Here is a 25,744-nt window from a genome sequence, read left to right on the forward strand (position 1 = left end):
TGGACGCCATGCACCCTCAGCTAACGATCACTCCGCAGACGGCGCTGATCGACGTGCCGCGCAGCATCACGCTGCGCGGTCTGGCCCCGGGCCAGTCAGTCACGCTGCAAACCCGTACCGTGCGCGGCCCGCAGGTCGAATGGACGTCCGAGGCCCGCTTCGTCGCCGATGCGGCCGGCACCGTCGATCTGACGCGGGACGCGCCCCTCAGCGGCAGCTACAGCGGCGTCGCGGCCATGGGCCTGGTCTGGTCGCAAAGCCCGGTCACCGCCGGTGCTTCGCGCGAACCGTTTGCCGCGCAGCCCAGCACGGCGCTCACCACGCAGGTCCGCGCCGTCCTGAACGATGCCGAAGTGCTCACGGGCGACTTCGTGCAGCAACTGGCGGCCGAAGGCGTCACGCGCCGCGAAATCCGCGACGACGGCCTCACCGCCACGCTGTTCACGCCAGCGACGCCAGGACCCCACCCCGTGGTGATGGTGCTCAACGGCTCGGGCGGCGGCGTCAACGAGCCCCGCGCGGCGCTGTACGCTTCGCGCGGCTACGCGGCGCTGGCCGTGGGCTATTTCAAGTGCGAAGGCCGCTCCGACTTCATTTCGGACACGCCGCTGGAGTACTTCGAGACCGCGCTGCAGTGGATTCACCGCGAGCTGCACCCCAAGGACGGCTTCGTCGCGCTCAGCGGCCAGTCGCGCGGTGGCGAGCTGGTGCTGCTGCTGGGCTCGCTGTTCCCGGACCTGGTCAAGGCCGTGATCGGCTATGTGCCGGGCGCCGTGGTGCACAGTGCGCAGAACGCCTGCAATCCCGCGACCGGGCGCGATGGTCCGGCCTGGATTTTCCGCGGCCAGCCGCTGGTCAATATCTGGGACCACAACCGCACGGCCAGCTGGGACCCCTGGGACAACGGCCCCGAGCCGCGCCGCCACACGGCCGCCATCCTCACGGCGCTGCAAGACCCCGAAGCCATAGAGCGTGCACGCATACGCGTGGAGCGCATTGACGGCCCGGTGCTGCTGCTGTCGGCCAGCGATGACGGCTCCTGGCCTTCGTCCCTGTACAGCCAGATGGTCAAGGACCACCTGGCTGCATGCAAGCACCCCTTCCCCGTGGAGCACCATGACTGGGAAGGCGGCGGCCATGCCATCCTCTTCCCCTATGTGCCGACCACGCAACTGGTCTACGCCCACCCGGTGTCCAAGCGCCTGAGCACCTCGGGCGGCACGCCCGCGATCAATGCGCAGGCAGACGAACAATCCTGGGCCGCCGTCCAGACCTTCCTCGCCCACGCCACGGCCGCGCACGCCGCCCGTCGCTAAACCCACACTTTTTTCTCCATGACCGAACTTCACACTCCCGCCTCCGTGGACCTGATCGACGCCCTGGCCCAACTGGACCGCTTTCCCGCCGTGAAAGCCATTCGCCACCAGCGCGGCAAAGTGGTGGATGCCACGCAAGGCAGCTACGACCGTCTGTTCGACCCGGCCCTGCCCGGCCTGACGCTGGGCGAGCGCCTGCGCGTGGCACAGACCATCTGCGAACTCAGCGGCAGCACCGCCTTGCAGCAGCACTATGCGCAGCAACTGGCGCAGCTGGCCGACAAGGCCCCGTCCAACCCCGCGCGCGAAGCCGCGCTGCAGCACTTCGCCACCCTGCTGACGAACAAGCCCGTGGAAGGCGACCGCCACAGCATCGACGCCCTGCTCGCCGCCGGCCTGCAGCCGCCCGAAATCATCGCCCTGGCCCAGCTGATTGCCTTCCTCAGCTTCCAGGTCCGCGTGGTCGCCGGTCTCAAGGCCCTCACGGACCTGGGCGACGACCTGCTGGCAGCGCCAGCCGCCACGGCCGCCGGCGAGACTTTTGTCCACCCCCACCTGCTGCCCAAGCCCGGTGAAGTGCTGCGCATCAATGGCTTCACCAGCGAAACGCTGGGCTGGAAAGCCTGGGTGCCGGTGCTCCAGCTCGAACAAGCCACGCCCGAGCAGTTGGCCATCCTCGAAGCCAGCCATCCTTCGGCCAAGACCAGCGACTACTACCTGGCGCTGATCCACCAGCCGCAAATCCTGCAGGAGCGTTCGGTGGTGTTCAACGCCATCATGTACGCCCCTGGCGGCCTGTCGCGCGCCGAGCGCGAGCTGGTCAGCGCCGTGGTTTCGTGCATCAACGGCTGCGTCTACTGCGCTTCGGTCCACGCCCAGCGCTTCGAGCAGCTGGCCAAGCGCAACGACGTGATCGCCCAGGTGTTCGAAAACCCCCATACGGCGGGCACCAACGCGCGCGAAAAGGCCCTGGTCCAGTTCGCCATCGATCTGACCGAAGCCCCGAACCAGCTCAGCGGCGAGCGCCTGCAAGCCCTGCGCGCAGCCGGCCTGAGCCACCAGGAAATCCTCGACGCCCTGCACGCCGCGGCGATCTTTGCCTGGGCCAACCGTCTGATGCTGAACCTGGGCGAAGCCGTCCACCCCTGAAGAAGCGCCGGCGCGCTTGCATACCGTGCAAGCGCGCCGCCATCCGCAGACTGGAAACACCGTGATCTCCGTACGCCCTATCACTCCCCAGGAATGGTCCACGTACCGTGATCTGCGCCTGCGCGCACTGCGTGATGCGCCGGACGCGTTTGGCAGCACCTATGCCGCGGAGGTCAGCAGGACGGACGAAGCCTGGGCCGAGCGGATCGCTGGCGCCACCTCATCCGGCAAGGACCAGGTCTTCTTCGCGCTCCACGGCGATCAGGCATGCGGCCTGGTCTGGTGCCAGCAGTCCGCCGCCGAACCCGGCATGGCCGACCTCTATCAGATGTGGGTCGCACCCGAGGCGCGTGGCCTCGGCGCCGGCCAGGCCCTGCTCCAGGCGGCGCTGGCCTGGGCACGCCAGACCGGCATGCGCCATGTGCGCCTGGGCGTCACCGCGGCAGACAGCCCCGCCATGCGCTTGTACCGGTCCCAGGGCTTTGTCCCTGCCGGCCCCCTGGCACCCTTGCGCGAAGACTCCCCACTCATGGCCCAGGCCATGGCGCTGAAACTGGGCTGACCGGACCTCGAACTACGCGCTCGCCAAAGCCTGTCTTACCCGGTAGTGGTAGCCGTATACAGGCTCGAAGCCCAGGCTCGCATAGAGCTGCTGCGCGGGCAGATTGCCGCCGCGCACTTGCAGATCGGCATGGGTGGCGCCTTGTTGCGCAGCCCATCGCAGCAGCGCCTGCAGCATCTGCCGCCCCAGCCCCTGGCCCCGGTATGCGGGGTGTACCAGCACTTCATAAATCCCCACCGCCTCACGCTCCAGCACGGCCAAGCCCCAGGCGCGGACCTGGCCTTCGCGCACCAGGCAGGCATAGGCGCATGGCATGCCTATGGACTGCAGAATCAGCCCGTGGGCGCGCTGCTGGTGGGGAGTGTGCTCGCTGGCCACGCAATAGCCTTGCAGCCACTGCGCCTGCAATGACTGGGCCAGTTGCAGGCCCTGCGCCGACTGCCGCGCGCCATCGTCGGCCTGCATGACGCGTTGCATGAACACCGAAGGCTCCACGACCTGATAGCCATGCGCGTGCAGCAGGGCATCCACCGCATCATCCGCCAGCGGGCTCAGACGGAAGATGCTGGGCAGTCCCTGGCGCGCATAGAAGGCCTCGATATGCCGCAACAACGGCGCGTTCAATGGCGCCGCGGCTTGCAAGGCGTTGGCGGAATTGGCGCGCTTGGTATAGCCTTGCGTGCTGCGCAGCAGCCAGTCGCCCACGACGGCGCAGCGCGGTGCGGGCCAGGCATTGAAACTGCGGTGTTCCAGCTGTTGCACGCTGGCCGCGCCTTGGTGCGGGCCAGCGCTGTGCAAAGGCAGCGTGGTCGCTGGATGGGGTACGGAGCGAAAGGCGGTTTCCATGGGCGTTGGCCTGCCGGTCAAGAGTTGCTGACACGCCATGGTATGACGGCCGGCATGCAGGCACGGCGAAAGAAGGCTAGGTCTTCTTCATGGACCCTCGGCTTGGGACAGCTTTTCCTCAAAGCGCTCAAGCTCCTGGGCCAGCGAACCTCGGCCGCGGAAGCTCTGATTCGCCTTGCCGTACCAGTACTCGGCATCTTCGAGATCACCTTCCTGGATATGCAGGATGCCATGCAGCCAGGCGGCCAGCTCCGACCCGTCGTCTTGCACCAGGTCGAGGGCCTCGCGCCAACGGCCCGCACGCATATGGGCCAGGACTTGGTGCAGCAAATGCATGGCGTTCTCCTATGAAATCTGTTGGAGCAGCTGATCCAAACTGCCGTACAAGGCATTGCCGCGCAGCAGCCGACTGCCATTGTCGTCCGTGACGACCAGCGCGGGCACTCCTTGCGCGCCAAAGGCCTGCATCAGCCCCTGAGCCGACTGCATGCGCGCAGCGTTGGCCTCCATCAGCTCCGCGTCGCCAGCGACAAGGCGATCCGCGGCGGCCGTCAGCCCCTGCGCTCGCAGCAACTGCGCGACCACCGATAGGGCCGTGGTGTCCAGTGCGTGCACATAGCGGGCCTCCTGCAAGATCTTCAGGGCTTCGAGTTCGCTTTGCGGCGCGGTCAACGCCACGGCAGTCAGCGCCAGCGTCATATGGGCCGAGTCGAAGCGGCTGCCCAGCTTGCCCAGCACCTGCACGCGGTAGTCTTCGGTGAAGCGCTGGCCCGTGATCTTTTCGATACGCATATCGTTCGACCAGGCGTATTGGGCAAATGCAGCGTCCAGGGTGCGCCCACCCGGTCCCGCAAACAGGCCCGTGGGGGCCAGCTCCAGACGGATGGCTGCGTGCCGGCCCAGCTGCTGGAGCACGGGTGAAGCCCCGTAGCACCAGCCGCACAGCGGGTCGAACAGATAAGTGACGGTCGTATGCATGCTGCTCACCATTTCATTTCGCCCTTGTTGACCTTGGCGCCGATGTCCAGCGACATCGCACCGCTTGTCAGCTTTGGGTACGCCTTCTTCATCGCGGCAATCAATTCCGCGCTGTTGCTGCTCGCCGCAAGCTGTTTCTCGAACGTCTGCAGGTAGTCCTTGGTGAAAGTGATGCTGCTCGCGTCCACCGGCGTGCTGGCGCTCATATGGCCGGGAACCACCAGCGCGGGTTGCAGCGCGGCCATCTCGTCCAGCTGTGCAATCCATGCGGCACGCTCGGCCTTGCTTTGGGTATCCGCGGTCCAGACATGCATGTTGCCGAACACGCCGATGTTGCCGACGATGGCATGGATGGATGGAATCCACGCGTACGGGCGGTGCGCGAGAACGCCCTGGGTGCCGCGGATCTCTATGGTTTGGCCCTCCAGCGTCAAGGTATTGCCTTCCAGGGCGCGTGGCAGCACCGGCTGGCGCGGCGCATTGGCGCCCATCTTCGGGCCCCAGAAAGCCAGCTTGCCGGCCATCTTGGGCGCGAGCTTGCCCAGCACGGCAGGCGTGGTCACCACATCGGCCTGGGGGAAAATTTCCTTGAGCGCTTCCACGCCGAAGTAATAGTCGGGGTCGGCCTGGCTCACATAGATGGTGGTGAGCTTCTTGCCGCTGTCCAGCACGTTGGCTGCAATGCGCAGCGCATCCGCACGGGTAAAGCCCGCATCGATGACCATGGCCTCCTTTTCACCGACGACCAGGGTGGAGTTGACGTTGAAACTGTTGCCGTCCGCGTTGTAGACCTTGACGCTCAGCGGCTGGGCAGCCTGGGCGCTGGTGAAGGCAATGGCGAGGGAGGCGGCGAGAAGCGTTGTGCGGATCATGGTGAAACTCCAGGTGGTTGCGGCGGGTGCTCTATGGCGTTGGCATCCACTTTAGTTTCAATATCCGCGCAGATAAACGCGATAATCCGCGCATAACTGTTTCATAAAACGATCAAATCATGGACAGATTGACCGCAATGCAGGTGTTCGTCGAAGTCGCGCGCAGCGGCAGCTTCAGCGCCACGGCCGACAAGCTCGACATGTCGCGGGCCATGGTCACGCGCTATGTGGGCACGCTGGAGCAGTGGCTGGGCGCGCGCCTGTTGCAGCGCACCACGCGCAGCGTCACGCTCACCGACGCAGGTGAAAGCTGCCTGCGCCGCAGCCAGCAGATGCTGGCCTTGATGGACAACGTGCAAGAGGAGACCCACCGCCACGACGGCGTGTTGCGCGGGCAGCTGCGCATCACCTGCAGCGTCTCCTTCGCCTATGCGCAGATGGCCGCGGCCGTGGTCGACTTCCTGCAGCTGTACCCCGCGCTCAAGATCGATCTGAATGCCAGCGAGGGCGCGCTCAACCTGGTCGAAGCGCGCATCGACCTGGCCATACGCATCAGCGCCGAGCCCGACCCCACGCTGATAGGCCGGGTGCTCGCGCCCTGCAGCTCGGTGCTGGTCGCCTCGCCCGCCTACCTGCGCGCGCACGGCGTGCCGCAACTGCCAGCCGACCTCGCCGCGCACCGCTGCCTGAGCTATGCCAACTTCGGCAAAAGCCTCTGGAAGCTGCAGCGCCGCGATGCCTACGAGGAAGTCAGCGTCGGCAGCCACTTCAGCGGCAACGAAGCCACGGCCATGCTGCAAGCTGCACTCGCCGGCGGCGGTATCGCCATGCAGCCCACCTATCTGGCCAATCCCCATCTGCGGCAGGGCAGCCTCGAAGCGGTCTTGCCGCAGTGGGCCTTGCCCAGCATGGACATCTATGCGCTCTACCCCTCGCGCAAGCACCTGTCCCCTGCGGTACGTGCCCTGCTCGACTTTCTGGTCGAACGCTTCGCGCAAATTCCCTGGGCGTGACCACACCGATCAGGTCGAGCACATGGAACTCGACCACGCACCAAGCCGTTTGCCCCTGGGGCAGCTAGCTCAATGGCGTTGCGCCGCCACCAACAGGTCATGGAACGCCTGGGCCGCGGGCATCAGCGGGTAGCCGCGCCGCCGGATCGCACCAATGGTGCGCGTGATTTTCGGCTCGACCAGCGGCACGCTGACCAGCGTTGCCTGCTGACCGCTGCGCAGCGCCAGATGCGGGACCGCTCCCACGCCGACGCCGGCTTCGATCAGGCTCACCAGCGCGGGCACATGCCGAACCTCACAGCTCCAGCTGGGCCGCTGCGACACGCCCGCCAGCGCCTGTTCGATCAGCACGCGGTTGCCCGTGCCGGGGGCCAGCGTCACGCATTCATACTGCGCCAGCTCGGCCCAGCCGACGCTGCTGCGCCCCGCCAGGGGATGGTCGGGAAGGCAGGCGAGCACGAAGCTCTCCTCCACCAGCGCCTGAAACTCCAGATCGGGCTCCTGCGTGCCCCAGTAGCTCACACCGAAATCCGCCTCCGCGCGTGAGACGGCCAACAGGATCTCGGCCGCGGTTTCGTCGATGAGCCGAACGCGGATGCGCGGAAACTGCCGGTGGAACTCGCGCACCGCGCCCGCCAGGAAGTTTGTCACTGCCGACGGCACGCAGGCCACCGTGACCTGCCCGTGAAGGCGGTCCGACAGGTCGGTCATGCCGAGCAAGGCGCTTTCCAGTTCCGCCAGCACATGCCGTGCCTTGGGAACAAAGCTACGCCCCATGGCATTGAGCTCGACCTTGCGCGTGGTGCGCTCGAGCAGGCGAAAGCCCAGCGCCTGTTCGAGCTTGTCGACACGGCGCGAAAGCGCGGGCTGCGACAGGTGCAAGGCGTCCGCCGCTGCCCGGAAGCTGCCGAGGTCAGCCACCGCCACAAAGGCGCGGAGATCGGAAAGATCGAAATTCATGCGTGCATCGTATCAATTAATCGGATTAATGCAATTTACAGAAATTCGCCCGAACTTCATGATGCAGCCTCAACCATGACACCGGAACCCGCAAGCGCCCGGAACGACAACAAAGAGAGACATAACATGAAAAACTGCTTCCTTGGCGCCTGCGTTGCGCTGACTGCCTTGCCCTGGTCGGTGCTGGCCCAGCCCGCCTATCCCTCACGCCCGATCACCATGGTCGTGCCCTTCGTCGCGGGTGGGGGCACTGACAGCATCGCTCGCGACATTGCCAAGTCCATGACGGATAGGCTGGGCCAGCCCGTGGTGATCGACAACCGCGGCGGCGCGGGCGGTGCCATCGGAGCCGATATCGTCGCCAAGGCCAGGCCCGACGGCTACACCCTGCTTTTCGCGACCTCGACCTTCGCCACCAACGCGGCGGTGGAGCCCAAGCTGCCGTATGACCCGCAACGCTCCTTTGCGCCGGTCGCCATGATCGGTCGGGGCCCGCTGCTGGTGGTGGCCTCACCGCAACTCGGGGCGAAAAACATCGCCGAAGTGATCGCCGCTGCGCAATCGCGGCCCCACGGCCTCAATTTCTGCTCGGCGGGCAATGGCAGTATCAACCACCTCTCCGGCGAGATGTTCCGCCAGAAGACCCGGTCCAACATGACCCACATTCCGTTCAAGGGCAGCGGTCCGGCCACGGTCGAATTGTTGTCCGGTCGCGTGGATCTGTTCTTCACCACGGTGCCGACCATCCTGCCGTTCCTGCGCGACGGCAAGGTGCAGGCGCTCGCCGTGACGAGTGCCAAACGCTCGCCGCTTTTCCCCACGGTGCCCACGCTGACCGAAGCCGGCGTTGCCGGATTCGACATCACCACCTGGTGGGGCGTGCTCGCGCCGGGCGGGACCCCTCCGGCGATCATCGATGCCCTGAACCGGGCCATCAACGACGCCGCGGCCGCCGAGCCCGTGAAGGGACGGCTGGTGCACGAAGGCGCCGACCCGGTGCATACCACCCCCGCTGCGTTCGGTATCGAGCTCGGCAAGGAGCTCGCGCTCTGGCGCAAGGTCGCGAGCAATCCGACGATGCAACTGCGCTAGTCCGTACCGACACCTGTTCTTTTATCCATTAGCCATATCCCAAATTATGAAAATCGTTGTTCTGCCTGGTGACGGTATCGGCCCCGAGACCATGGACGCCACTGTCAAGGTGCTTGAGACCGCTTCGCAGCGTTTTCACCTCGACCTGGAACTGGACTTTGACGTGGCGGGCCACGAAAGCCTGCGCAGCCATGGCGCGACCGTCACACCCGCCCTGCTGCACAAAGTCAAGATGGCCGACGGCCTCATGCTGGGCCCGATGGCCACCTACGACTTCAAGGACGAGTCCAAGGGCGAGATCAATCCATCGAAGTTCTTCCGCAAGGAACTGGACCTGTTCGCCAACATTCGTCCCGCGCGCACCTTTGCAGGCCTGCCGCTGCGCTTCGGGGCGTTCGACCTGGTGGTCGTGCGCGAGAACACCGAGGGCTTTTATGCCGACCGCAACCTGGAGTCCGGCGGCAGTGAAATGCAGGTCACGGCCGAGGTCGTGATCTCGCTGCGCCGCATCACCCGCCTGTGCTGCGAACGCATCGCCCGCTCGGCCTTCGAGCTGGCGATGACACGCAACCGGCATGTGAGCATCGTGCACAAGGCCAACGTACTCAAGCTCGGCGACGGCATGTTCATCGACATCTGCCATCAGGTGGCCAAGGATTTCCCCGAGGTCACCGTCGACGACTTCATCGTCGACGCGATGATGGCGCACGTGGTGCGCGCACCGCAGCGTTTCGATGTCATCGTGACGACGAACATGTTCGGCGACATCCTGTCCGACCTCACCGCGGAACTGTCCGGCAGCCTGGGCCTGGGCGGCTCGCTGAATGCCGGCACGCATTACGCCATGGGCCAGGCAGCCCACGGCTCAGCCCCCGATATCGCGGGGAAAGACATCGCCAACCCCTTCTCCCTGATCCTGTCCGCCGGCCAACTGCTGGGCTGGCACGGACAACGCAAGGGCCTACCGGCGTTCACTGCAGCAGCCCGCGCGATCGACGCGGCCGCGACCGCTGCGGTGGCCGCCGGGGAATGCACGCGCGACGTCGGCGGGCGATTGGGGACTTCGGAGACGGGCCAGGCCTTTGCCCAGCGGCTGGGCCTGCATTGAACAGGACTGGCGCAACCTGCCCCGCATGGGTAAGCTAGGAGCCCATGCATTCGCAACTCTGGACGGTCTACATCGATGGCAGCGCGATCCCCAACCCCGGGCACATCCGCATTGGCGGCATCGCCTACGCACCTGACGGGGGCTCCAGCCACTTCAGCCTGCCATCCAACCGCATAGGCTGCAACAACGAAGCCGAAGCGCTGGCCGCCATCCACGCCCTGCAGTGGCTGAGCGCACGGCAGGTACGCCAGCTCGTGCTCTACACGGACAACAGCATCCTGGCCGAGCAGATGACCCACCCCAATCCCAAGCCCATAGCGCGCTTGCTCCCCTTGTACGAGCAGGCGCGCAGCCTGTCGCGCCTGTTCGACAGCGTGCAGGTGCGCTGGATTCCGCGCCACAAGAACGCCATCGCCGATGCCTTGGCGCGGGGGGATGGAGTTGCGGTGGACGATCCATCCGAGAAGGCGAACTTCATGTATTGAGGCGCAGGCCGCATGATTCCATGCGCGTGCAATCCGCCTGAAAAACAGCCGCAATCGGCGGTTGTCCTGCCAACGCAAGCGCAGTAGAATCCCGCCATTCATCAACTGCGGAGTTCCCAAGTGGACACTTGTTCGAGTGACAGTAGTCAGCCGGTTCCTATGACCGGCACCCCCTCGGCAAGATAACGCGCAGCCTTCCCTGCCGCTGTTTCGCCGAGCGCGAGAGGCGGCCCTCGTGTCGCAGCCATAGGCTGCGAACGACTTCCCCTCCCCATGACCACTGGATGGCCGATCGCCTGGCTGTGATCGGCTGCGAACAGCGCTTGTCGCCAGCGACAAGCGGACCCGTCGCGCGCGCCGACCCAGGTAGCTCGCGACCCGTCGTGCGCACACCAAGACTTCGCTGCTATCCAAGGGGAGAGCGCTGTGCGCATTGTTCGTTTTCAACACCCCGGCCGCTTCGGCGCCGCCTATCCACCTCTGCGCCTGGCGCTGTGCGGCGCAGCCCTGCTGGCCGCCAACATCGCCCACGCCGCACGCCCCATGATCACCGACGATGCGCGCATCGTCGATGCCAAGGCATGCCAGCTCGAAAGCTGGGCCAAGAAGAACCAGGGCAGCACCGAATTCTGGGCACTGCCCGCCTGCAACTTCACCGGCAACCTGGAGCTGTCCCTGGGCGGGGCCGTCACCCGTGAGGGCGGCCACGCCCGCAACACCGACGTCATGGTGCAGGGCAAGACGCTTTTCAAACCCATGGACACCAACGGCTGGGGCATAGGACTGGCCGTGGGCTCCGTGCAGCATCCGCAAGCGCACACGCGCGATTGGTACGCCTATGTGCCGACCAGCTTCTCGTTTCGCAATGACCAGCTGTTCTTCCACACCAACATCGGCTGGCTGCGCGAGGGCGAGACCGGGCGCAATCGCCTGACCTGGGGCCTGAGCACCGAGGCCCGCCTCGCGGAACGCACCTGGCTGATCGCCGAGACGTTCGGCCAGAATCAAGGCAAGCCTTTTCATCAGATCGGCCTGCGCCAGTGGCTGGTGCCGGATCGCGTCCAGATCGATGCAACCTATGGCGACCGCAATGGCGCGGGAACCGGCGAGCGATGGTTTTCCATTGGCCTGCGCCTGCTCTCCGTGCCCTTCCTGCCGTGATACCCAAGCCATCACAGAACTTCCAAGATATGCCTGACCCTGAATATTACTGGCCTTCCTGAACACCCTTTCAAAGCGTGAAACAGGCAGGTTCCAGCGGAGAACATGAATGAATTTCACGCCTTTGAAAGAGTTTTTCGCAGGCTTTCTGCGCACTCGCCACGTGGCCCGGCATTTCCGCCGCCTGGCCTTGCTCGAAACACTGGTCCAGACTGGCGTCAACCGCGAGATGCCGCCAGGCCTGACCCAGACGCTGGTCAGGGCCGCAACCAGCGATACCGGCGCTTTGCTCCACCGACTGGACAGCCGGGTCGAAGGTCTGTCCGAAGAACAAGCCGAGTCCGTTCGCGCGCTGGTCGGCTTGAACGAGGTCGAACATGAGAAGCCGCTGCCCTGGTGGATGCACCTGTGGCACTGCTACAAGAACCCGTTCAACCTGCTGCTGACGCTGCTGGCCGCCATCTCCTATCTGACCGAGGACATGAAAGCCGCCGTCGTGATTGGCGCGATGGTGGTGCTTTCCACCCTGCTGCGCTTCTGGCAGGAAACCAAGTCCAACCAGGCCGCCGACGAGCTCAAGGCCATGGTGAGCAACACGGCCACCGTCATCCGCCCTGAGATGTCCGAAACCGCTGCCGCGGACTTCGGGCCGAAGGACGACGCACACCAGTCGGCAAGAGAGACCCGGCGCATCGAACTGCCGATCACGCTGCTGGTGCCTGGCGATGTGATCGTCCTGTCGGCGGGCGACATGATTCCGGCCGACTGCCGGGCGCTCTTCGCCAAGGATTTGTTCGTGGCCCAGGCGGCGATGACCGGTGAATCCATGCCGGTGGAGAAATTCGCCGTCCAGCGCGACGCCAATGCTATCAACCCGCTGGAGCTGGACAACATTCTGTTCATGGGCACCAACGTGGTGTCGGGCGCCGCCACGGCCGTCGTGCTCGGCACCGGCAACAGCACCTACTTTGGCGCGCTGGCCGCCCGTGTCACCACCACCGACCGCGGGCCCACGGCCTTCCAGTCCGGCGTCAACAAGGTCAGCTGGCTGCTGATCCGCTTCATGTTCGTGATGGCCCCGTTGGTGCTCTTCATCAACGGCTTCACCAAGGGCGACTGGATGCAGGCCCTGCTGTTCGCCCTGTCCGTGGCCGTGGGCCTCACGCCCGAAATGCTGCCGATGATCGTGACCTCGACGCTGGCCAAGGGGGCCGTGTTCCTGTCGCGCAAGAAAGTCATCGTCAAGCGCCTGGACGCCATCCAGAACTTCGGCGCCATGGATGTGCTGTGCACCGACAAGACCGGCACGCTGACCCAGGACAAGATTTTCCTCGCGCGGCATGCCGACATCTGGGGCCGGGAGTCGGACGAGGTGCTGGAGATGGCCTACCTCAACAGCTACTACCAGACCGGCCTGAAAAACCTGCTGGACGTGGCCGTGCTGGAGCATGCCGAGCTGCTGCTGGAGCTCGAACCCGCCAGGAACTACCGCAAGGTCGACGAGATTCCATTCGACTTCACCCGCCGCCGCATGTCGGTGGTGGTGAGCGAGCGCGAAGACCACCACGAACTCATCACCAAGGGCGCGGTGGAGGAAATCCTCGGTGTCTGCACCCATGTGCACCACGACGGCACCGTGGAGCCGCTCACCGCCGAACTGCTGGCACGTATCCGCGAAGTCACCGCGGACCTCAATGAAGAGGGCTTGCGGGTGGTCGCCGTGGCCGCCAAGGAAGTGCCGCCGAGCAAGGAGACCTACGGGGTGGCCGACGAGTCGGCACTCACGCTGATGGGCTATGTGGCTTTCCTGGATCCACCGAAGGAATCGACGGCCCCGGCGCTCAAGGCACTGGCCGAGCACGGAGTTTCGGTCAAGGTGCTGACCGGCGACAACGAGCGGGTCACGGCCAAGATCTGCCGCGAAGTCGGGCTGGAGCAAAAAGGCATGCTGCTGGGCGGCGACGTCGAGCGCATGAGCGACGCGCAGCTGGCGCAAGCCGTCGAGGCGAACAACGTGTTCGCCCGGCTGACGCCGGCGCACAAGGAGCGCATCGTGCGCCTCTTGAAGGCCAACGGCCATGTGGTGGGCTTCATGGGCGACGGCATCAACGACGCCCCGGCGCTGCGTACGGCCGACATCGGTATTTCGGTGGACACCGCCGTGGACATCGCCAAGGAAGCGGCCGACATCATCCTGCTGGAAAAGAGCCTGATGGTGCTGGAGGAAGGCGTGCTCGAAGGCCGCCGCACCTTCGCCAACATGCTCAAGTACATCAAGATGACGGCCAGCTCCAACTTCGGCAACGTCTTCTCGGTGCTGGTTGCCTCGGCCTTCATCCCCTTCCTGCCCATGCTGCCCATGCACCTACTGGTGCAGAACCTGCTGTACGACATCTCGCAGATCGCCATCCCGTTCGACAACGTGGACGAGGAACTGCTGAAGAAACCCCAGCGCTGGCAGCCCGCCGATGTGGGCCGCTTCATGGTCTTCTTCGGGCCGATCAGCTCGGTCTTCGACATCCTCACTTTCGCCATGATGTGGTTCGTCTTCAGTGCCAACACGCCGGAAAAGCAAACCCTGTTCCAGTCGGGCTGGTTCATCGTCGGCCTGCTGACGCAGACCTTGATCGTGCACATGATTCGCACGCCCAAGATCCCCTTCATCCAGAGCCGGGCAGCCATACCGCTGATGGTGATGACGGCGGTGATCATGGCCGCAGGCATCTTCCTGCCGATGGGGCCGCTGGCGCACTACTTCAAGCTGCAGGCACTGCCGCCGCTGTATTTCGTGTTCCTGCCGGTGATCCTGCTGGCCTACATGGCACTGACCCAGGCCATGAAGAAGTTCTATTTCCGCCGATACGGCTGGCAATGAGCGGCCGTTTCCTGCGCAGGCCCATGGTAAGCAGCCGTCCCTTTGGGGTGAGCATGTACGATTGCTCATTCGTCTATGGAGACCTCTATGCACTGGATTCCTGTCGCCGCCCTGCTCGCCATTTCAAGCCTGGCTCTGCCCGTCACAGCGCAGGTGCACAAATGCAAGGATGCGAGCGGGAAGACGATTTACGCCGATGCGCCCTGCGCTGCCGACCAATCGGGCGGTCTGATCGAGCGCAAGCGCACACAAGGTGAGATCGACGAGGAACGCATGCAGGCAGCCGAAGCGAACGAGCGTAAGTACCGCGCCCAGGCAGCCAGGCAAGAAGCGCAGGCGTTCGAGCAGCAGCAACAGCGCCAAGCCATCCCCGCTGGCGGCCAGCCAGTTGTGCAAGACAAATCCTCGTCGCCCGAATGCAAGGAAGCCACAAAGGAGCTGGAGTTCGTGAGCAGCATCCGCACAGTCACGCAAGACGAGAAACGCATGCGCACCAACGCCGCCATCGCACAAGTCAACGCACACTGCGGCTCAAACACCCAACTGATGCAGGAGCCGGCTAAGGTGATCGTGAGACCTGCACCTCATCCCGTCAACATCACCCACTGCAACACGGGCTTCTGTTACGACGACCGGGGCGGCGTTTACAACCGATCCGGTAATTTCATGACCGGCCCCAGCGGTCGCTCTTGCCATTGCGCTGGCACCACCTGGAACTGCAACTGACCGGTGCGTCGACTGCTTGACGCGCTCCGGAACCTCGCATATCTTTTGACTGCCCCTGGCAAGGCGCAGGCCAGGAAAATGGTTTGAACGGCTGGGGGGACGGGCCATGACGCCAGCCATGCAAAGCCACGGACAAGCTGTTCGATACCCAGGCCGAATTGACCAGTGGGGAGCGCAATGAACTTGATGCAGGGGACGGCCCAAGGCTGGCAATTCATCAACGCCAGAAAGCTCGCTCCCATTCTTTTTCTCGCCGCCCTGGCCGGGGGCGAGGCGGCATGGCTATATGCCCACAAATTTTCAGTCCTGGGCACTGAACCCGTCTTGTGGGCAACGCTCGTTCTGAGCGCCATCAGTTTGATCTACGGCTTGTCCGGCAGAAGCCAGAAACTCGCGGATATTTCCTACTACGCAGCCCTATGGATTGTTGCCGCGTTGCTCTGCACGCTGTTGACCTATATTTTTGCCACCCTGAATCTGCCCTTGCTGGATGAACTATTCCTGCGCGCCGATCTCGCCATGGGATTTCATTGGTTGAATTTCTATACGTTCATTCGATCCAATCAATTTGTCAGCATATTCTTCACTACAGCATATTTCAGTGCGCTACCGCAAGTTTTCTTTTCCATCATCTACCTTTCGCTCACCGGAAGAACCGATAGAAACGACGAGTTGTGGTGGTCGTCTTCCATCGCCCTGGTGCTGACGTCCTTGCTGTCAGGGCTATTCCCCGCCGGAGGCACCCTGTTCTACTATTCCATGGGTCTGGAAAACGCAGTCCACTTGCCGCATTTTCTGGCACTGCGGGATGGGAGCCTGACCAGGCTCGCATTCGACGAAATGAAGGGCATTGTGACTTTCCCTTCGTACCATACGACGATTGCCTTTCAGCTCATTTATGCGTACCGGCAGCTCAAGTTATTCAAATGGGTTCTCGCATTGAACGTCTTCATGCTGATTTCCACGCCCATCAATGGCGGGCACTATCTGGTCGACATGATCGGCGGCGGCGCTGTTTTCGTCATTTCCATCTATCTGATGAAACGCGTCAGGCTTTTGTTGGGCAGATGAATTTCACCCGTCCCCAGTACTTTCGCGAAGTGGGTACGGCAGTGAATTCCGCCCCATGGGGCGCAGTAGCCTGAGCAAAGACACCCGTCTGCTTTCGAGACGGCTCCAACGGCGTTTGCGGAACGTCGGCACTTCCAAGGCCAGCCCGCAATGAAGCACCGCCAGCAGGGCTGATGGGGCGCATGAATTTGCACTTGCTGGTGCGCAGGCGTATAAAAGAATTCGAGGGGGTTGCTAGTCCTTAAGCCGCTTGGCGTGGTTGAAGGAGGGTTTATGAGGCGAATTTACTGGCTGATACCCGATGTGGCGAGTGCTCGGCGGACGGTCGACGAATTGCTGCTGGCACGCATACCGGTGAAAAGAATCCACTGCGTTGGACGGGAAGGCATGAGCCTCTCGGATCTGCACCCCGCCAATGTTCTACAGGCGACGGACGTGATTTATGCGGCCGAATTGGGGCTCCTGGTCGGCGGCACGATTGGTGTCGTCGCCGGCCTGCTGGTGGCCATGTACTACCCCCTTGGATTCCAGTCGATGGGATGGGGCGTGGTGGCCATCCTTGGCGTGCTGGGGGCCTTGATGGGCGCCTGGTCGTCCAGCCTGATCGGCATTTCTGTTCCCAGCCGCCGACTCAAACGCTTCAAGGCCGCCATCGAGCGGGGCGAAATCCTGTTGATGGTGGATGTGCCTGGTTTGCAGGTCAAGAGAGTCGAAGCCCTGTTGCAGGCATCGCACCCCGAAGCCCGCTTTGAAGGAGAGGATCCGGACACCCCTATCTTCCCCTGACGTACCCGGACCAGGGCTCCCGTTTCCATGAACGCGGGGCCCGTTTCCTGTTTTGCGGAGGTGATCATGGACCTTCATCTGCACTCATACCCCCACCTGCGGCTGCCCGACTGGTCAGCCGCAGCCACTGCTGGCTTTGCGGCAGGCGCCGTCGTGATGGTGCTCGAATTTTTTTGGTCGCTCCTGGTCTACAGCGCCAGCCCCTGGGCGATTTCGCACCTGATCGCCGCCATCGTGATGGGGCCGGCGGTTCTGCAGTCGAACGAATTCAGCGCAGCCGTGGTGACCGTGGCACTGCTGGCCCACTATGCTCTGGGTATCGTCTTTGGCTTGCTGCTCGCGTTCGCCATCGCGTCACTGTCGCTGGATTCGAGCGTGGGCATGGTGTCTGTGGCTGGCATGGTGTTTGGCGCTTCTCTGTACCTGCTGAACTTTCACGGCATGACCCACTTCTTTCCTTGGTTCATCAATCTGCGGGGCACTGAAACCCTGTGGATACACCTGATCTTTGGTGTGACGGCGGCGCTGTTGTACTGGAAGCTCAATCGCCGGGCTTGACGCTGGCCGCCGACTGCCAAGCTGCCACGGCCGGTGGGATTACGGGGAGGCACATGCACTTTGCCGTTGTACTCATTGCCATCGTCTTAGCGTCGGTGCTGTTTCACCTTGTCAGCCCCTGGTGGACTACGCCGCTGGCATCGAACTGGCAGTCCATGGACGATACGCTGACGATCACGCTGCTGGTCACCGGCGTCTTTTTCGTCGTCATCAACCTTTTCCTCGCCTACACGCTGCTGCGTTTTCGCCACCGCGATGGCGCCCGTGCCGCCTATGAGCCCGAGAACAAGCGCTTGGAACGTTGGCTGATTGGGATTACCACGCTCGGCATCGTGGCCCTGCTGGCACCTGGCCTGCTGGTTTACGCCAACTATGTCAGCGCGCCGCGCGATGCCCTCGTGCTGGAGGTGCTGGGCCAGCAATGGCAATGGCGCTACCGCTTTCCCGGTACCAGCGGCAAGCTGGGTTTCAGCGATCCCCGCTTCGTCAGCGCAAGCAACCCCTTCGGCCTGGATGCCACCGACCCGGCCAGCCAGGCCAACATTCTGGTCAACAGCAACGAGGTGCATCTGCCTCTGGGCAAACCGGTGAAAGTGCTGCTGCGCTCACACGATGTACTGCATGACTTCTACGTCCCTCCCATTCGGGCCCGCATGAACATGGTGCCGGGCATGGTCACCTCATTCTGGTTCACGCCCACCCTGGCCGGCCGCTACGAGGTGCTGTGCGCCCAACTCTGCGGTGTGGGGCACAGCCAAATGCGCGGCGCCATGGTGGTGGAAGATGAGGCCCAATTCCAGGCCTGGCTGAAGGCCCAGCCCACTTTTGCCATGACATTGGTCGGGCCGGCGTCTACGGCATCGACATCGGCGGGGTCCGTGGGTAGCGACGCCACGAAGGTTTCCCAGGGCCAGGCGCTGTACCAATCCAAGGGCTGCGTGGCCTGCCACACCGTGGATGGCAGTCCGCGGCTAGGGCCGACCTGGAAGGGGCTGTACGGCAAGCAGGAAACCATGCAGGACGGCTCCACCGCGCTGGTGGACGAAGCCTATCTGCGAAGTTTCATCCTCGACCCGCAGGCCCGTAGCGTGAAAGGCTTTCAGCCCATCATGCCCAAGATCGAGTTGAGCGACGAAGAGCTGGCCGCACTGCTGACCTATATCCAGTCGCTCGGCGGACCGGTCCCGGCCGACACCGCGCAAAAGGCACAGCGATGAAAACCCAGCTGCCCCCAAAGGAATGCCATGGCCTATGCTGACGACACCCGGCATCACCCGCCGCAAAGCTTCTGGAGCCGCTATGTGTGGAGCCAGGACCACAAGGTGATCGCCATCCAGTACGCCATGACCGCCATTGCGGTCGGGCTGGTCGGCCTGGTGCTGTCGAATCTGATGCGCCTGCAACTGGGCTTTCCGGGCCGGTTTGAATTCATCAGCGTCGATCGCTACTACCAGTTCGTCACCATGCACGGCATGATCATGGTGATCTATCTGCTCACAGCGCTCTTTCTGGGCGGTTTCGGCAACTACCTGATTCCCTTGATGGTGGGCGCGCGCGACATGGTGTTTCCCTTCCTCAACATGCTGAGCTACTGGGTCTACCTGCTGGCAGTCGTGGTGCTGCTGTCGAGCTTCTTCGTGACCGGTGGACCCACCGGCGCGGGCTGGACGCTGTACCCGCCGCAGGCCATCCTGCCGGGAACGCCAGGCCACGACGGCGGCATCATCCTGATGCTGGTGTCGCTGCTGATCTTCATCGTCGCGGCGACCATGGGCGGCCTCAACTACGTGACCACGGTGCTGCAGGCGCGCTGCGAGGGCATGACGCTGATGCGCATGCCGCTCACGGTCTGGGGCATCTTCGTCGCTTCCATTCTGGCCCTGGTCGGGTTTCCAGCGTTGTTCGTCAGTGGCGTGATGATGCTGCTCGACAAGACCCTGGGCACCAGTTTCTTCATACCGGCACTGCTGTCCATGGGCCAGGCAACGACCTACAAGGGCGGCAGCCCCCTGCTGTTCCAGCACCTGTTCTGGTTCTTCGGCCACCCCGAGGTCTACATCGTGGCGCTGCCGGCTTTCGGCATCGTTTCCGACCTGATCAGCGTGCATGCGCGCAAAAGCATCTTCGGCTACCGCACCATGGTCTGGGCCATTCTGGCCATCGGCGTGCTCAGCGTACTGGTCTGGGCGCACCACATGTTCATCAGCGGCATGAACCCGTATTTCGGCTTCTTCTTCGCCACCACCACGCTGATCATCGCCGTGCCGACGGCGCTCAAGGTCTACAACTGGCTGCTGACCTTGTGGCGCGGCGACATACACCTGTCGGTGCCCATGCTGTTTGCGCTGGCCTTCATCAGCACCTTTGTCATCGGCGGCTTGACCGGGCTGTTTCTGGGCAATGTCAGCGTGAACATTCCCCTGTCGGGCACCTATTTCGTGGTGGCGCACTTTCACATGGTGATGGGCGTGGCGCCGCTGCTGGTGGTGTTCGGCGGCATCTACCACTGGTTTCCGAAAATCACCGGTCGCATGCTCGACGACCGGCTGGGCCGGGTGCATTTCTGGATCACCTTCCTGGGCACCTACGCGATCTACTTCCCCATGCACTACCTCGGCGTGCTTGGCATGCCGCGGCGCTATTACAACTACGACAACTACCAGTTCATCCCGGCGTCGGCACACGCGCTCAATGCCTTTATCACCGTCGCCGCGATCATCGTCGGGGTGGCGCAACTGCTGTTCATCTTCAACCTGGCTTGGAGTGCCTGGCGTGGCCGGCGGGCCGATGCCAACCCTTGGCGCGCCGCGTCGCTCGAATGGCAGCCCCCCGAAACGCCTCCAGGCCATGGCAATTGGGGGGAACACGTGCCAGTGGCCTACCGCGGGGCCTATGCCTACAGCGTGCCGGGTGCGGCGCAGGACTTCATTGCACAAAACGCGCCACCCACGGCTGGCGAGTTGAAGCCCGAAGCCCCGACCGCGAAAGGAGTGTTGACATGAATTCCACCACCCTGCCCCGGCCTTCTGCCATCCAGGCGCGCGGCCTGGACCCGCGCCTCGACATTGCCAGCCCTGCCGCAGGTATCGGCCTGTGGGTCTTCATGGGAACGGCCGGCACCCTGTTCCTGCTGTTCATTGCCGCCTATCTGATGCGCATGGAAGGCGACGACTGGTCGTCCCTCGCCATGCCGTGGCAGCTATGGCTCAGCACGGCCTTGCTGGTGGCGGGCAGCGCAGCCATGCAGTGGTCCTATGGGAGCGCGCGGCGCGGACGCTGGCGCGAGGCCCGTGGCCGGCTGTGGGCCGGCGGCGCCTGCGCCTGGGCGTTCCTGGGTGTTCAGCTGTGGGCCTGGCAGGTGTTGTCCGCCGGGCATGTGGTGCTGGCCAGCAACCCCGCCGCGAGTTTTTTCTACCTGCTGACGGCCTTGCATGGCCTGCATGTAGCGGGAGGCCTCATCGCCTGGAGCGTGACGGCCACCGGCCTGTGGCGGCAGGCGGCTCCGGTGCGTGCGCAGCAACGCATCAGGCTGTGCGCACGTTACTGGCATTTTTTGCTGCTCATCTGGATGGCACTGTTCGCCACGCTGGCTGGGCTGACGCCGCAAGTGGTACGTTTCATCTGTGGCACCGCCTGAAAGAGGCCTGATCATGAGCCTTGTCACCAACGCTCCCACCGTAGCTCTGGCACCCACGCCGGACATAGCCGCTGCGCCCGATGGTTGGCGCGGGCTTGTGGCGGACTGGTCATCCGACCGCGAAGCCTTCCGCGTGTCCTGGGGCAAGGCAATGATGTGGATCTTCCTGCTCTCGGACACTTTCGTTTTCAGCTGCTTTCTCACCGGCTACATGGCAGTGCGTGGCGCGACCACCGTGCCCTGGCCCAACCCCAGCGAGGTGTTCGCTCTGCACGTCGCGGGCGCGGACGTGCCGCTGCTGCTGATCGCGTTAATGACCTTCGTGCTCATCACCAGCAGCGGCACCATGGCGATGGCGGTGAACTTCGCTTATCGCCGCGACCGTGTGAACGCCGTCACGCTGATGGTGTTGACCGGCGCGTTGGGCGAGTTATTCGTGGGGATGCAGGCCTTTGAATGGACCAAGCTGATCCTGGAGGAAGGCGTGCGGCCCTGGGGCAACCCGATGGGGGCGGCGCAGTTCGGCTCGGCCTTCTTCATGATCACCGGCTTTCACGGCCTGCATGTGACCATCGGCGTGATCTACCTGTTCACCGTGGCCTTCAAGCTGTGGCGCGGCGACTATGAAAAGAGCGGCAATTACCAGATTGTCGAGATCGCGGGCCTGTACTGGCACTTCGTCGATCTGGTCTGGGTGTTCATTTTTGCGCTGTTCTACCTCTGGTGAGGTCTGCCATGCCATCCTCCGGCCAACAACATCCGATCAGCCTTTACCTCAAGGTATGGGGTCTGCTGTTCGTGCTCAGCACACTGTCCTATATGGTCGACTATTTCCGCTTCACGGGCTATCTGCGCTGGGGCTTGATTGTGGCGCTCATGCTGATGAAGGCCGGCTTGATCGTGGCGGTCTTCATGCACATGGCCTGGGAACGGCTGGCGCTGGTCTGCGCGATCCTGCTGCCACCGCTATGCCTTCTGGTGCTGGTGGCCCTGATGGCACTGGAGGCCGAACACACGTTTGCCATCCGCTCGCTGTTTTTCCGCTGAAAGTGGCTAAAGCCTTCCTCATGAAGGTTTGCGCCCGCATGTGCACAATACTGCCCTGATCTTTTAGACGTATCTGTGCTGTGTCCGCAGTGGTTCCGCCCGCGCGCTTCCCGGGTGCTACAGCCAGTGCCACAAGCACCCAATACCGCCCCATGAATTCGCAGATTTCCCCACAGAATCAACAAGTTGCACTGAATTGGCGCCTGTCCGTTGCGCCGATGATGGACTGGACCGACCGACATTGCCGGTATCTGCACCGGCTGCTGACGCGCCACACCTTGCTGTACACCGAAATGGTGACCACCGGCGCCCTGCTGCACGGCGATGTGCCGCGGCATCTGCGCTTCAATGCAGAGGAACACCCCTTGGCCTTGCAGTTGGGCGGCAGCGAGCCTGCTGATCTGGCGCGCAGCGCGTTGCTCGGGGCGCAATGGGGCTATGACGAAATCAACCTCAACTGCGGCTGCCCCAGCGAGCGCGTGCAGCGCGGTGCGTTTGGCGCCTGCCTGATGAACGAGGCGCCGCTGGTGGCCGACTGCGTCAAGGCCATGCGGGATGCGGTGCAGATTCCCGTCACCGTCAAACACCGCATCGGTATCGACAAAAGCGAAAGCTACGAGTTTGTGCGCGACTTCATCGGCACCGTGGCCGAAGCCGGCTGCGAAGTGTTCATCGTGCACGCGCGCAACGCCTGGCTCAAAGGCTTGTCGCCCAAGGAAAACCGGGAAGTGCCGCCGCTGCGCTACGACGTCGTGGCCCAGCTCAAGCGCGATTTCCCGCAGCTCACGCTGGCCATCAACGGAGGCTTCAAGGACAACCAGTCCGTCGCCGAGCAGCTCGAGCAGGTCGATGGCGTGATGGTCGGCCGCGAGGCCTATCACAACCCCTGGTGGCTGGCCAGTTGGGATGCGCAGTTCTATGGCGACGCGCCATCGGAGCTGACTCGCGAAGCGGTGGAAGAACAGATGGTGGACTATATGGAACGCGAAGCGCTGGCGCACGGCACCCATTGGTACAGCATCGCGCGCCACATGCTGGGCCTGCGCCATGGTCTGCCCGGCGCACGCCGCTGGCGCCAGGTCTGGAGCGACCACCGTCTCAAAGTGCTGCCGGCCCGTGAAGTCATGGCCCTGGCGCGTGCGCCGCGGTCTGAGGACGCTGGCACCCCCAACTAAAGCCCTGGTCGGCAAATAGTCAAGCAAAGTCAATAAAGGCTTTTTTGCATCCGTTTCCCCATGACGCGAGAGGCAGTTACGCAAATGCCCTGCCCCGGCTCGTCAGACAACTGCTATATTGCACTGCAACATAGCGAGGTCTTACCCCATGCTTTATCAGATGTACGAAACCCAGCGCTCCCTTGTGGAGCCCTTTGCCGACTTTGCGCTGGCAGCGGCCAAGCTTTACAGCAACCCATCGTCGCCATTCAGCCAAGCACCGCTGTCGCAGCGCATTTCGGCGGGGTTTGAGCTGTTTTATCGCCTGGGCAAGGACTACGAAAAACCACAGTTCGGCATCCCTTCGGTGACGGTGGGCGATATCACCGTGAACATCATGGAGCGTGTCGAGATCGACAAGCCATTTTGCGAGCTGCGCCGCTTCAAGCGTTTCACCGACGACCTGGAGACGCTGCAAACCATGGCCGCGCAGCCCGCGGTGCTCATCGTCGCGCCTCTGTCGGGCCACTACGCCACGCTGCTGCGTGACACGGTGAACAGCATGCTGTCGGACCACAAGGTCTACATCACCGACTGGAAGAATGCGCGCATGGTGCCGCTCGACCAGGGCGTGTTCCACCTCGATGACTATGTCAACTACGTGCAGGAGTTCATCCGCCATCTGCAGAGCCAATACGGCCACTGCCATGTGGTGAGCGTCTGTCAACCCACGGTGCCCGTGCTCGCGGCCGTGTCCCTGATGGCCAGCCGCGGCGAAGCCACGCCGCAGACCCTGACCATGATGGGCGGCCCTATCGACGCGCGCCGCTCGCCCACGGCCGTCAACAACCTGGCGACGACCCACAGCTACGAGTGGTTCGAGACCAATGTGATCCACCAGGTGCCGTCCAACTACCCCGGCGCGGGCCGCCGCGTCTATCCGGGCTTCCTGCAGCACACGGGCTTCGTGGCCATGAACCCCGACCGGCATGCCACCAGCCACTTCGACTACTTCAAGAACCTGCTCAAGGGCGATGATGCAAGCGCAGAGGCACACCGCAAGTTCTATGACGAGTACAACGCCGTGCTCGACATGGACGCGGCCTACTACCTGGAAACGATTTACACCGTATTCCAGGACTATTCGCTGATCAAGGGCACCTGGGATGTGAAGTCGGTCGACGGCCAGCCCGAGCGCGTGCGCCCGCAGGACATCACCACCAGCGCAGTGCTCACGGTGGAAGGCGAGCTGGACGATATTTCAGGCTCCGGCCAGACCCGCGCCGCGCACGATCTGTGCACCGGTATTGCGCCCGAAAATCACAAACACCTTGAAGTGCAAGGCGCAGGCCACTACGGCATTTTCAGCGGCCGCCGCTGGCGCGAGACGGTGTATCCGCAGGTGCGGGAATTCATCCTCCAGCATGCCGTGCCCAGCGTAACACCCGAGATCGTCGGCGATGACGATGGTCCCGTGCTTCAGGCCAAGACCGAAGTTGCAGTGGCAGCGCCGGCCCCGGTCGAGGAGGCTGCCCCGGCGCCCGTCGCAGCCCAAGCCGCCACGCCGCCCGCTACCGCCAAGAGCCCGGCCAAGAGCAGCAAGTCCCGCGCAACACGCGGGTCACGCCGCACATAAAGGAGGAAGCGTCATGCCCGCCTCCGCCCTACAAGGCCTGGCGGCTCGCATCGACGCCGCCTTGCCGCAAACCCAGTGCACGCGCTGCGGCTATCCGGACTGCGCCGCCTATGCGCAGGCGATTGCCGACGGCGCGGCCGCCATCAACCAATGCCCGCCCGGCGGCGCGCAAGGCATTGAGCGACTGTCCGCCATCACCGGCCTGCCGGCGCTGCCCCTGTCGGCCGAGCACGGCGTGGAAGCCCCACGCACGCTGGCCCTGATCGACGAGGCCTGGTGCATTGGCTGCACGCTGTGCATCAAGGCCTGCCCCACCGACGCCATCTTCGGTGCCAACAAGCGCATGCACACCGTGATCGCGCCGCATTGCACGGGCTGCGAGCTGTGCATTCCCGTCTGTCCCGTGGACTGTATTTCACTGATCCCGGCCAGCGGCGACGCCACCGGCTGGTCCGCCTGGTCCGAGGAACAGGCCCAGCACGCCTTGCAGCGCTACACGCGCCGCCAGGGACGACTGACCGCCAGCGGCCAGGCGGTTGCGCCCAAGGCGGCCATGGCCGCCGGATTGGGTGCGGCGCTCGCACCCAGCCCAGCGCCGGCCCCATTGCAGACAGACGCGGCCGCCCCCGTCGACGCCAAGAAGGCCGCCATCGCCGCCGCCCTGGCCCGGGCGCGGGCACGGATCAAAAGCACCCCCTGAGCCGCTTCGCGT

At 63.9% G+C, this 25,744-nt stretch carries 26 protein-coding genes; 21 read left to right on the plus strand and 5 right to left on the minus strand.

Annotation, left to right across the window (positions count from 1 at the left end):
• The first annotated feature begins 8 nt into the window (after window positions 1–8).
• The 3 genes from N0K08_RS14800 to N0K08_RS14810 all read left to right on the plus strand — a co-directional run bounded on the left by N0K08_RS14800 (window position 9) and on the right by N0K08_RS14810 (window position 3,027).
• The gene (locus N0K08_RS14800; protein WP_261501160.1) at window positions 9–1,316 is read left to right on the plus strand and encodes an acyl-CoA thioesterase/bile acid-CoA:amino acid N-acyltransferase family protein; all 1,308 of its coding nucleotides are present in this window, start codon (window positions 9–11) and stop codon (window positions 1,314–1,316) included.
• 18 nt (window positions 1,317–1,334) lie between these two features.
• A complete protein-coding gene (locus N0K08_RS14805; RefSeq protein ID WP_261501161.1) occupies window positions 1,335–2,465 on the plus strand; it encodes a CMD domain-containing protein in 1,131 nt (376 codons plus the stop codon).
• A 61-nt stretch (window positions 2,466–2,526) separates the two neighbouring features.
• Window positions 2,527–3,027 (plus strand): GNAT family N-acetyltransferase, encoded by a 501-nt coding sequence (locus N0K08_RS14810; RefSeq protein ID WP_261501162.1) that lies wholly within the window; start codon window positions 2,527–2,529, stop codon window positions 3,025–3,027.
• 12 nt (window positions 3,028–3,039) lie between these two features.
• On the opposite strand, the gene N0K08_RS14815 is transcribed toward N0K08_RS14810, so the two are convergent.
• From N0K08_RS14815 to N0K08_RS14830, 4 genes are all read right to left on the minus strand, one after another.
• Complete coding sequence (locus N0K08_RS14815) at window positions 3,040–3,873, minus strand: GNAT family N-acetyltransferase (protein ID WP_261501163.1); 834 nt, start codon at window positions 3,871–3,873, stop codon at window positions 3,040–3,042.
• Between the two features lie 87 nt (window positions 3,874–3,960).
• A complete protein-coding gene (locus tag N0K08_RS14820) occupies window positions 3,961–4,209 on the minus strand; it encodes a hypothetical protein (RefSeq protein ID WP_261501164.1) in 249 nt (82 codons plus the stop codon).
• Between the two features lie 9 nt (window positions 4,210–4,218).
• Complete coding sequence (locus N0K08_RS14825; RefSeq protein ID WP_261501165.1) at window positions 4,219–4,851, minus strand: DsbA family protein; 633 nt, start codon at window positions 4,849–4,851, stop codon at window positions 4,219–4,221.
• Between the two features lie 5 nt (window positions 4,852–4,856).
• Window positions 4,857–5,723, minus strand: coding sequence for an MBL fold metallo-hydrolase (locus N0K08_RS14830; RefSeq protein ID WP_261501166.1), 867 nt, complete (start codon window positions 5,721–5,723; stop codon window positions 4,857–4,859).
• Window positions 5,724–5,842: 119 nt separating this feature from the next.
• Here N0K08_RS14830 and N0K08_RS14835 point away from each other — a divergent pair, with 119 nt between their 5' ends.
• Window positions 5,843–6,736, plus strand: coding sequence for a LysR family transcriptional regulator (locus N0K08_RS14835; protein ID WP_261501167.1), 894 nt, complete (start codon window positions 5,843–5,845; stop codon window positions 6,734–6,736).
• 69 nt (window positions 6,737–6,805) lie between these two features.
• Here N0K08_RS14835 and N0K08_RS14840 read toward each other — a convergent pair whose 3' ends face one another.
• Window positions 6,806–7,696 (minus strand): LysR family transcriptional regulator, encoded by an 891-nt coding sequence (locus N0K08_RS14840; protein ID WP_261501168.1) that lies wholly within the window; start codon window positions 7,694–7,696, stop codon window positions 6,806–6,808.
• Between the two features lie 126 nt (window positions 7,697–7,822).
• Here N0K08_RS14840 and N0K08_RS14845 point away from each other — a divergent pair, with 126 nt between their 5' ends.
• The 17 genes from N0K08_RS14845 to rsxB all read left to right on the plus strand — a co-directional run bounded on the left by N0K08_RS14845 (window position 7,823) and on the right by rsxB (window position 25,732).
• Entirely contained in the window at window positions 7,823–8,788 is a 966-nt protein-coding gene (locus N0K08_RS14845; RefSeq protein ID WP_408642958.1) for a tripartite tricarboxylate transporter substrate binding protein, read from the plus strand.
• Window positions 8,789–8,834: 46 nt separating this feature from the next.
• A complete protein-coding gene (locus N0K08_RS14850; RefSeq protein ID WP_261501169.1) occupies window positions 8,835–9,896 on the plus strand; it encodes an isocitrate/isopropylmalate dehydrogenase family protein in 1,062 nt (353 codons plus the stop codon).
• A 44-nt stretch (window positions 9,897–9,940) separates the two neighbouring features.
• A complete protein-coding gene (locus N0K08_RS14855) occupies window positions 9,941–10,381 on the plus strand; it encodes a ribonuclease HI family protein (protein WP_261501170.1) in 441 nt (146 codons plus the stop codon).
• A gap of 432 nt (window positions 10,382–10,813) precedes the next feature.
• Window positions 10,814–11,542 (plus strand): hypothetical protein, encoded by a 729-nt coding sequence (locus tag N0K08_RS14860; protein ID WP_408642964.1) that lies wholly within the window; start codon window positions 10,814–10,816, stop codon window positions 11,540–11,542.
• Between the two features lie 109 nt (window positions 11,543–11,651).
• Entirely contained in the window at window positions 11,652–14,417 is a 2,766-nt protein-coding gene (mgtA, locus tag N0K08_RS14865) for a magnesium-translocating P-type ATPase (protein WP_261501171.1), read from the plus strand.
• A gap of 87 nt (window positions 14,418–14,504) precedes the next feature.
• A complete protein-coding gene (locus N0K08_RS14870) occupies window positions 14,505–15,143 on the plus strand; it encodes a DUF4124 domain-containing protein (protein ID WP_261501172.1) in 639 nt (212 codons plus the stop codon).
• A gap of 177 nt (window positions 15,144–15,320) precedes the next feature.
• Window positions 15,321–16,214 carry a phosphatase PAP2 family protein gene (locus N0K08_RS14875; RefSeq protein ID WP_261501173.1) on the plus strand — a complete coding sequence of 298 codons (894 nt, stop codon included), beginning with the start codon at window positions 15,321–15,323 and terminating at the stop codon, window positions 16,212–16,214.
• 273 nt (window positions 16,215–16,487) lie between these two features.
• On the plus strand, window positions 16,488–17,000 hold the full coding sequence (locus N0K08_RS14880) for a GlsB/YeaQ/YmgE family stress response membrane protein (RefSeq protein WP_261501174.1): 513 nt from the start codon (window positions 16,488–16,490) through the stop codon (window positions 16,998–17,000).
• A 66-nt stretch (window positions 17,001–17,066) separates the two neighbouring features.
• Window positions 17,067–17,558, plus strand: a complete 492-nt coding sequence (locus N0K08_RS14885; protein ID WP_261501175.1) for a hypothetical protein — start codon at window positions 17,067–17,069, stop codon at window positions 17,556–17,558.
• A gap of 53 nt (window positions 17,559–17,611) precedes the next feature.
• Window positions 17,612–18,775 carry a cytochrome c oxidase subunit II gene (locus N0K08_RS14890; RefSeq protein WP_261501536.1) on the plus strand — a complete coding sequence of 388 codons (1,164 nt, stop codon included), beginning with the start codon at window positions 17,612–17,614 and terminating at the stop codon, window positions 18,773–18,775.
• A gap of 27 nt (window positions 18,776–18,802) precedes the next feature.
• Window positions 18,803–20,560, plus strand: coding sequence for a cytochrome c oxidase subunit I (ctaD, locus tag N0K08_RS14895; RefSeq protein ID WP_261501176.1), 1,758 nt, complete (start codon window positions 18,803–18,805; stop codon window positions 20,558–20,560).
• A complete protein-coding gene (locus N0K08_RS14900; protein ID WP_261501177.1) occupies window positions 20,557–21,195 on the plus strand; it encodes a cytochrome c oxidase subunit 3 in 639 nt (212 codons plus the stop codon). Before ctaD ends, N0K08_RS14900 begins: the two co-directional genes overlap by 4 nt.
• Before the next feature lie 13 nt (window positions 21,196–21,208).
• On the plus strand, window positions 21,209–21,922 hold the full coding sequence (locus N0K08_RS14905; protein ID WP_261501178.1) for a heme-copper oxidase subunit III family protein: 714 nt from the start codon (window positions 21,209–21,211) through the stop codon (window positions 21,920–21,922).
• 8 nt (window positions 21,923–21,930) lie between these two features.
• A complete protein-coding gene (locus tag N0K08_RS14910; protein WP_261501179.1) occupies window positions 21,931–22,242 on the plus strand; it encodes a cytochrome C oxidase subunit IV family protein in 312 nt (103 codons plus the stop codon).
• A 152-nt stretch (window positions 22,243–22,394) separates the two neighbouring features.
• Entirely contained in the window at window positions 22,395–23,417 is a 1,023-nt protein-coding gene (gene dusA, locus N0K08_RS14915; protein WP_261501180.1) for a tRNA dihydrouridine(20/20a) synthase DusA, read from the plus strand.
• Between the two features lie 148 nt (window positions 23,418–23,565).
• Window positions 23,566–25,032, plus strand: coding sequence for a polyhydroxyalkanoate depolymerase (locus N0K08_RS14920; protein WP_261501181.1), 1,467 nt, complete (start codon window positions 23,566–23,568; stop codon window positions 25,030–25,032).
• A 13-nt stretch (window positions 25,033–25,045) separates the two neighbouring features.
• Window positions 25,046–25,732 (plus strand): electron transport complex subunit RsxB, encoded by a 687-nt coding sequence (gene rsxB, locus N0K08_RS14925; protein ID WP_261501182.1) that lies wholly within the window; start codon window positions 25,046–25,048, stop codon window positions 25,730–25,732.
• Window positions 25,733–25,744 lie beyond the last annotated feature (12 nt).

It is taken from the genome of Acidovorax bellezanensis (genome assembly GCF_025421555.1).
Taxonomy (GTDB): Bacteria; Pseudomonadota; Gammaproteobacteria; order Burkholderiales; family Burkholderiaceae_C; genus Comamonas; species Comamonas bellezanensis.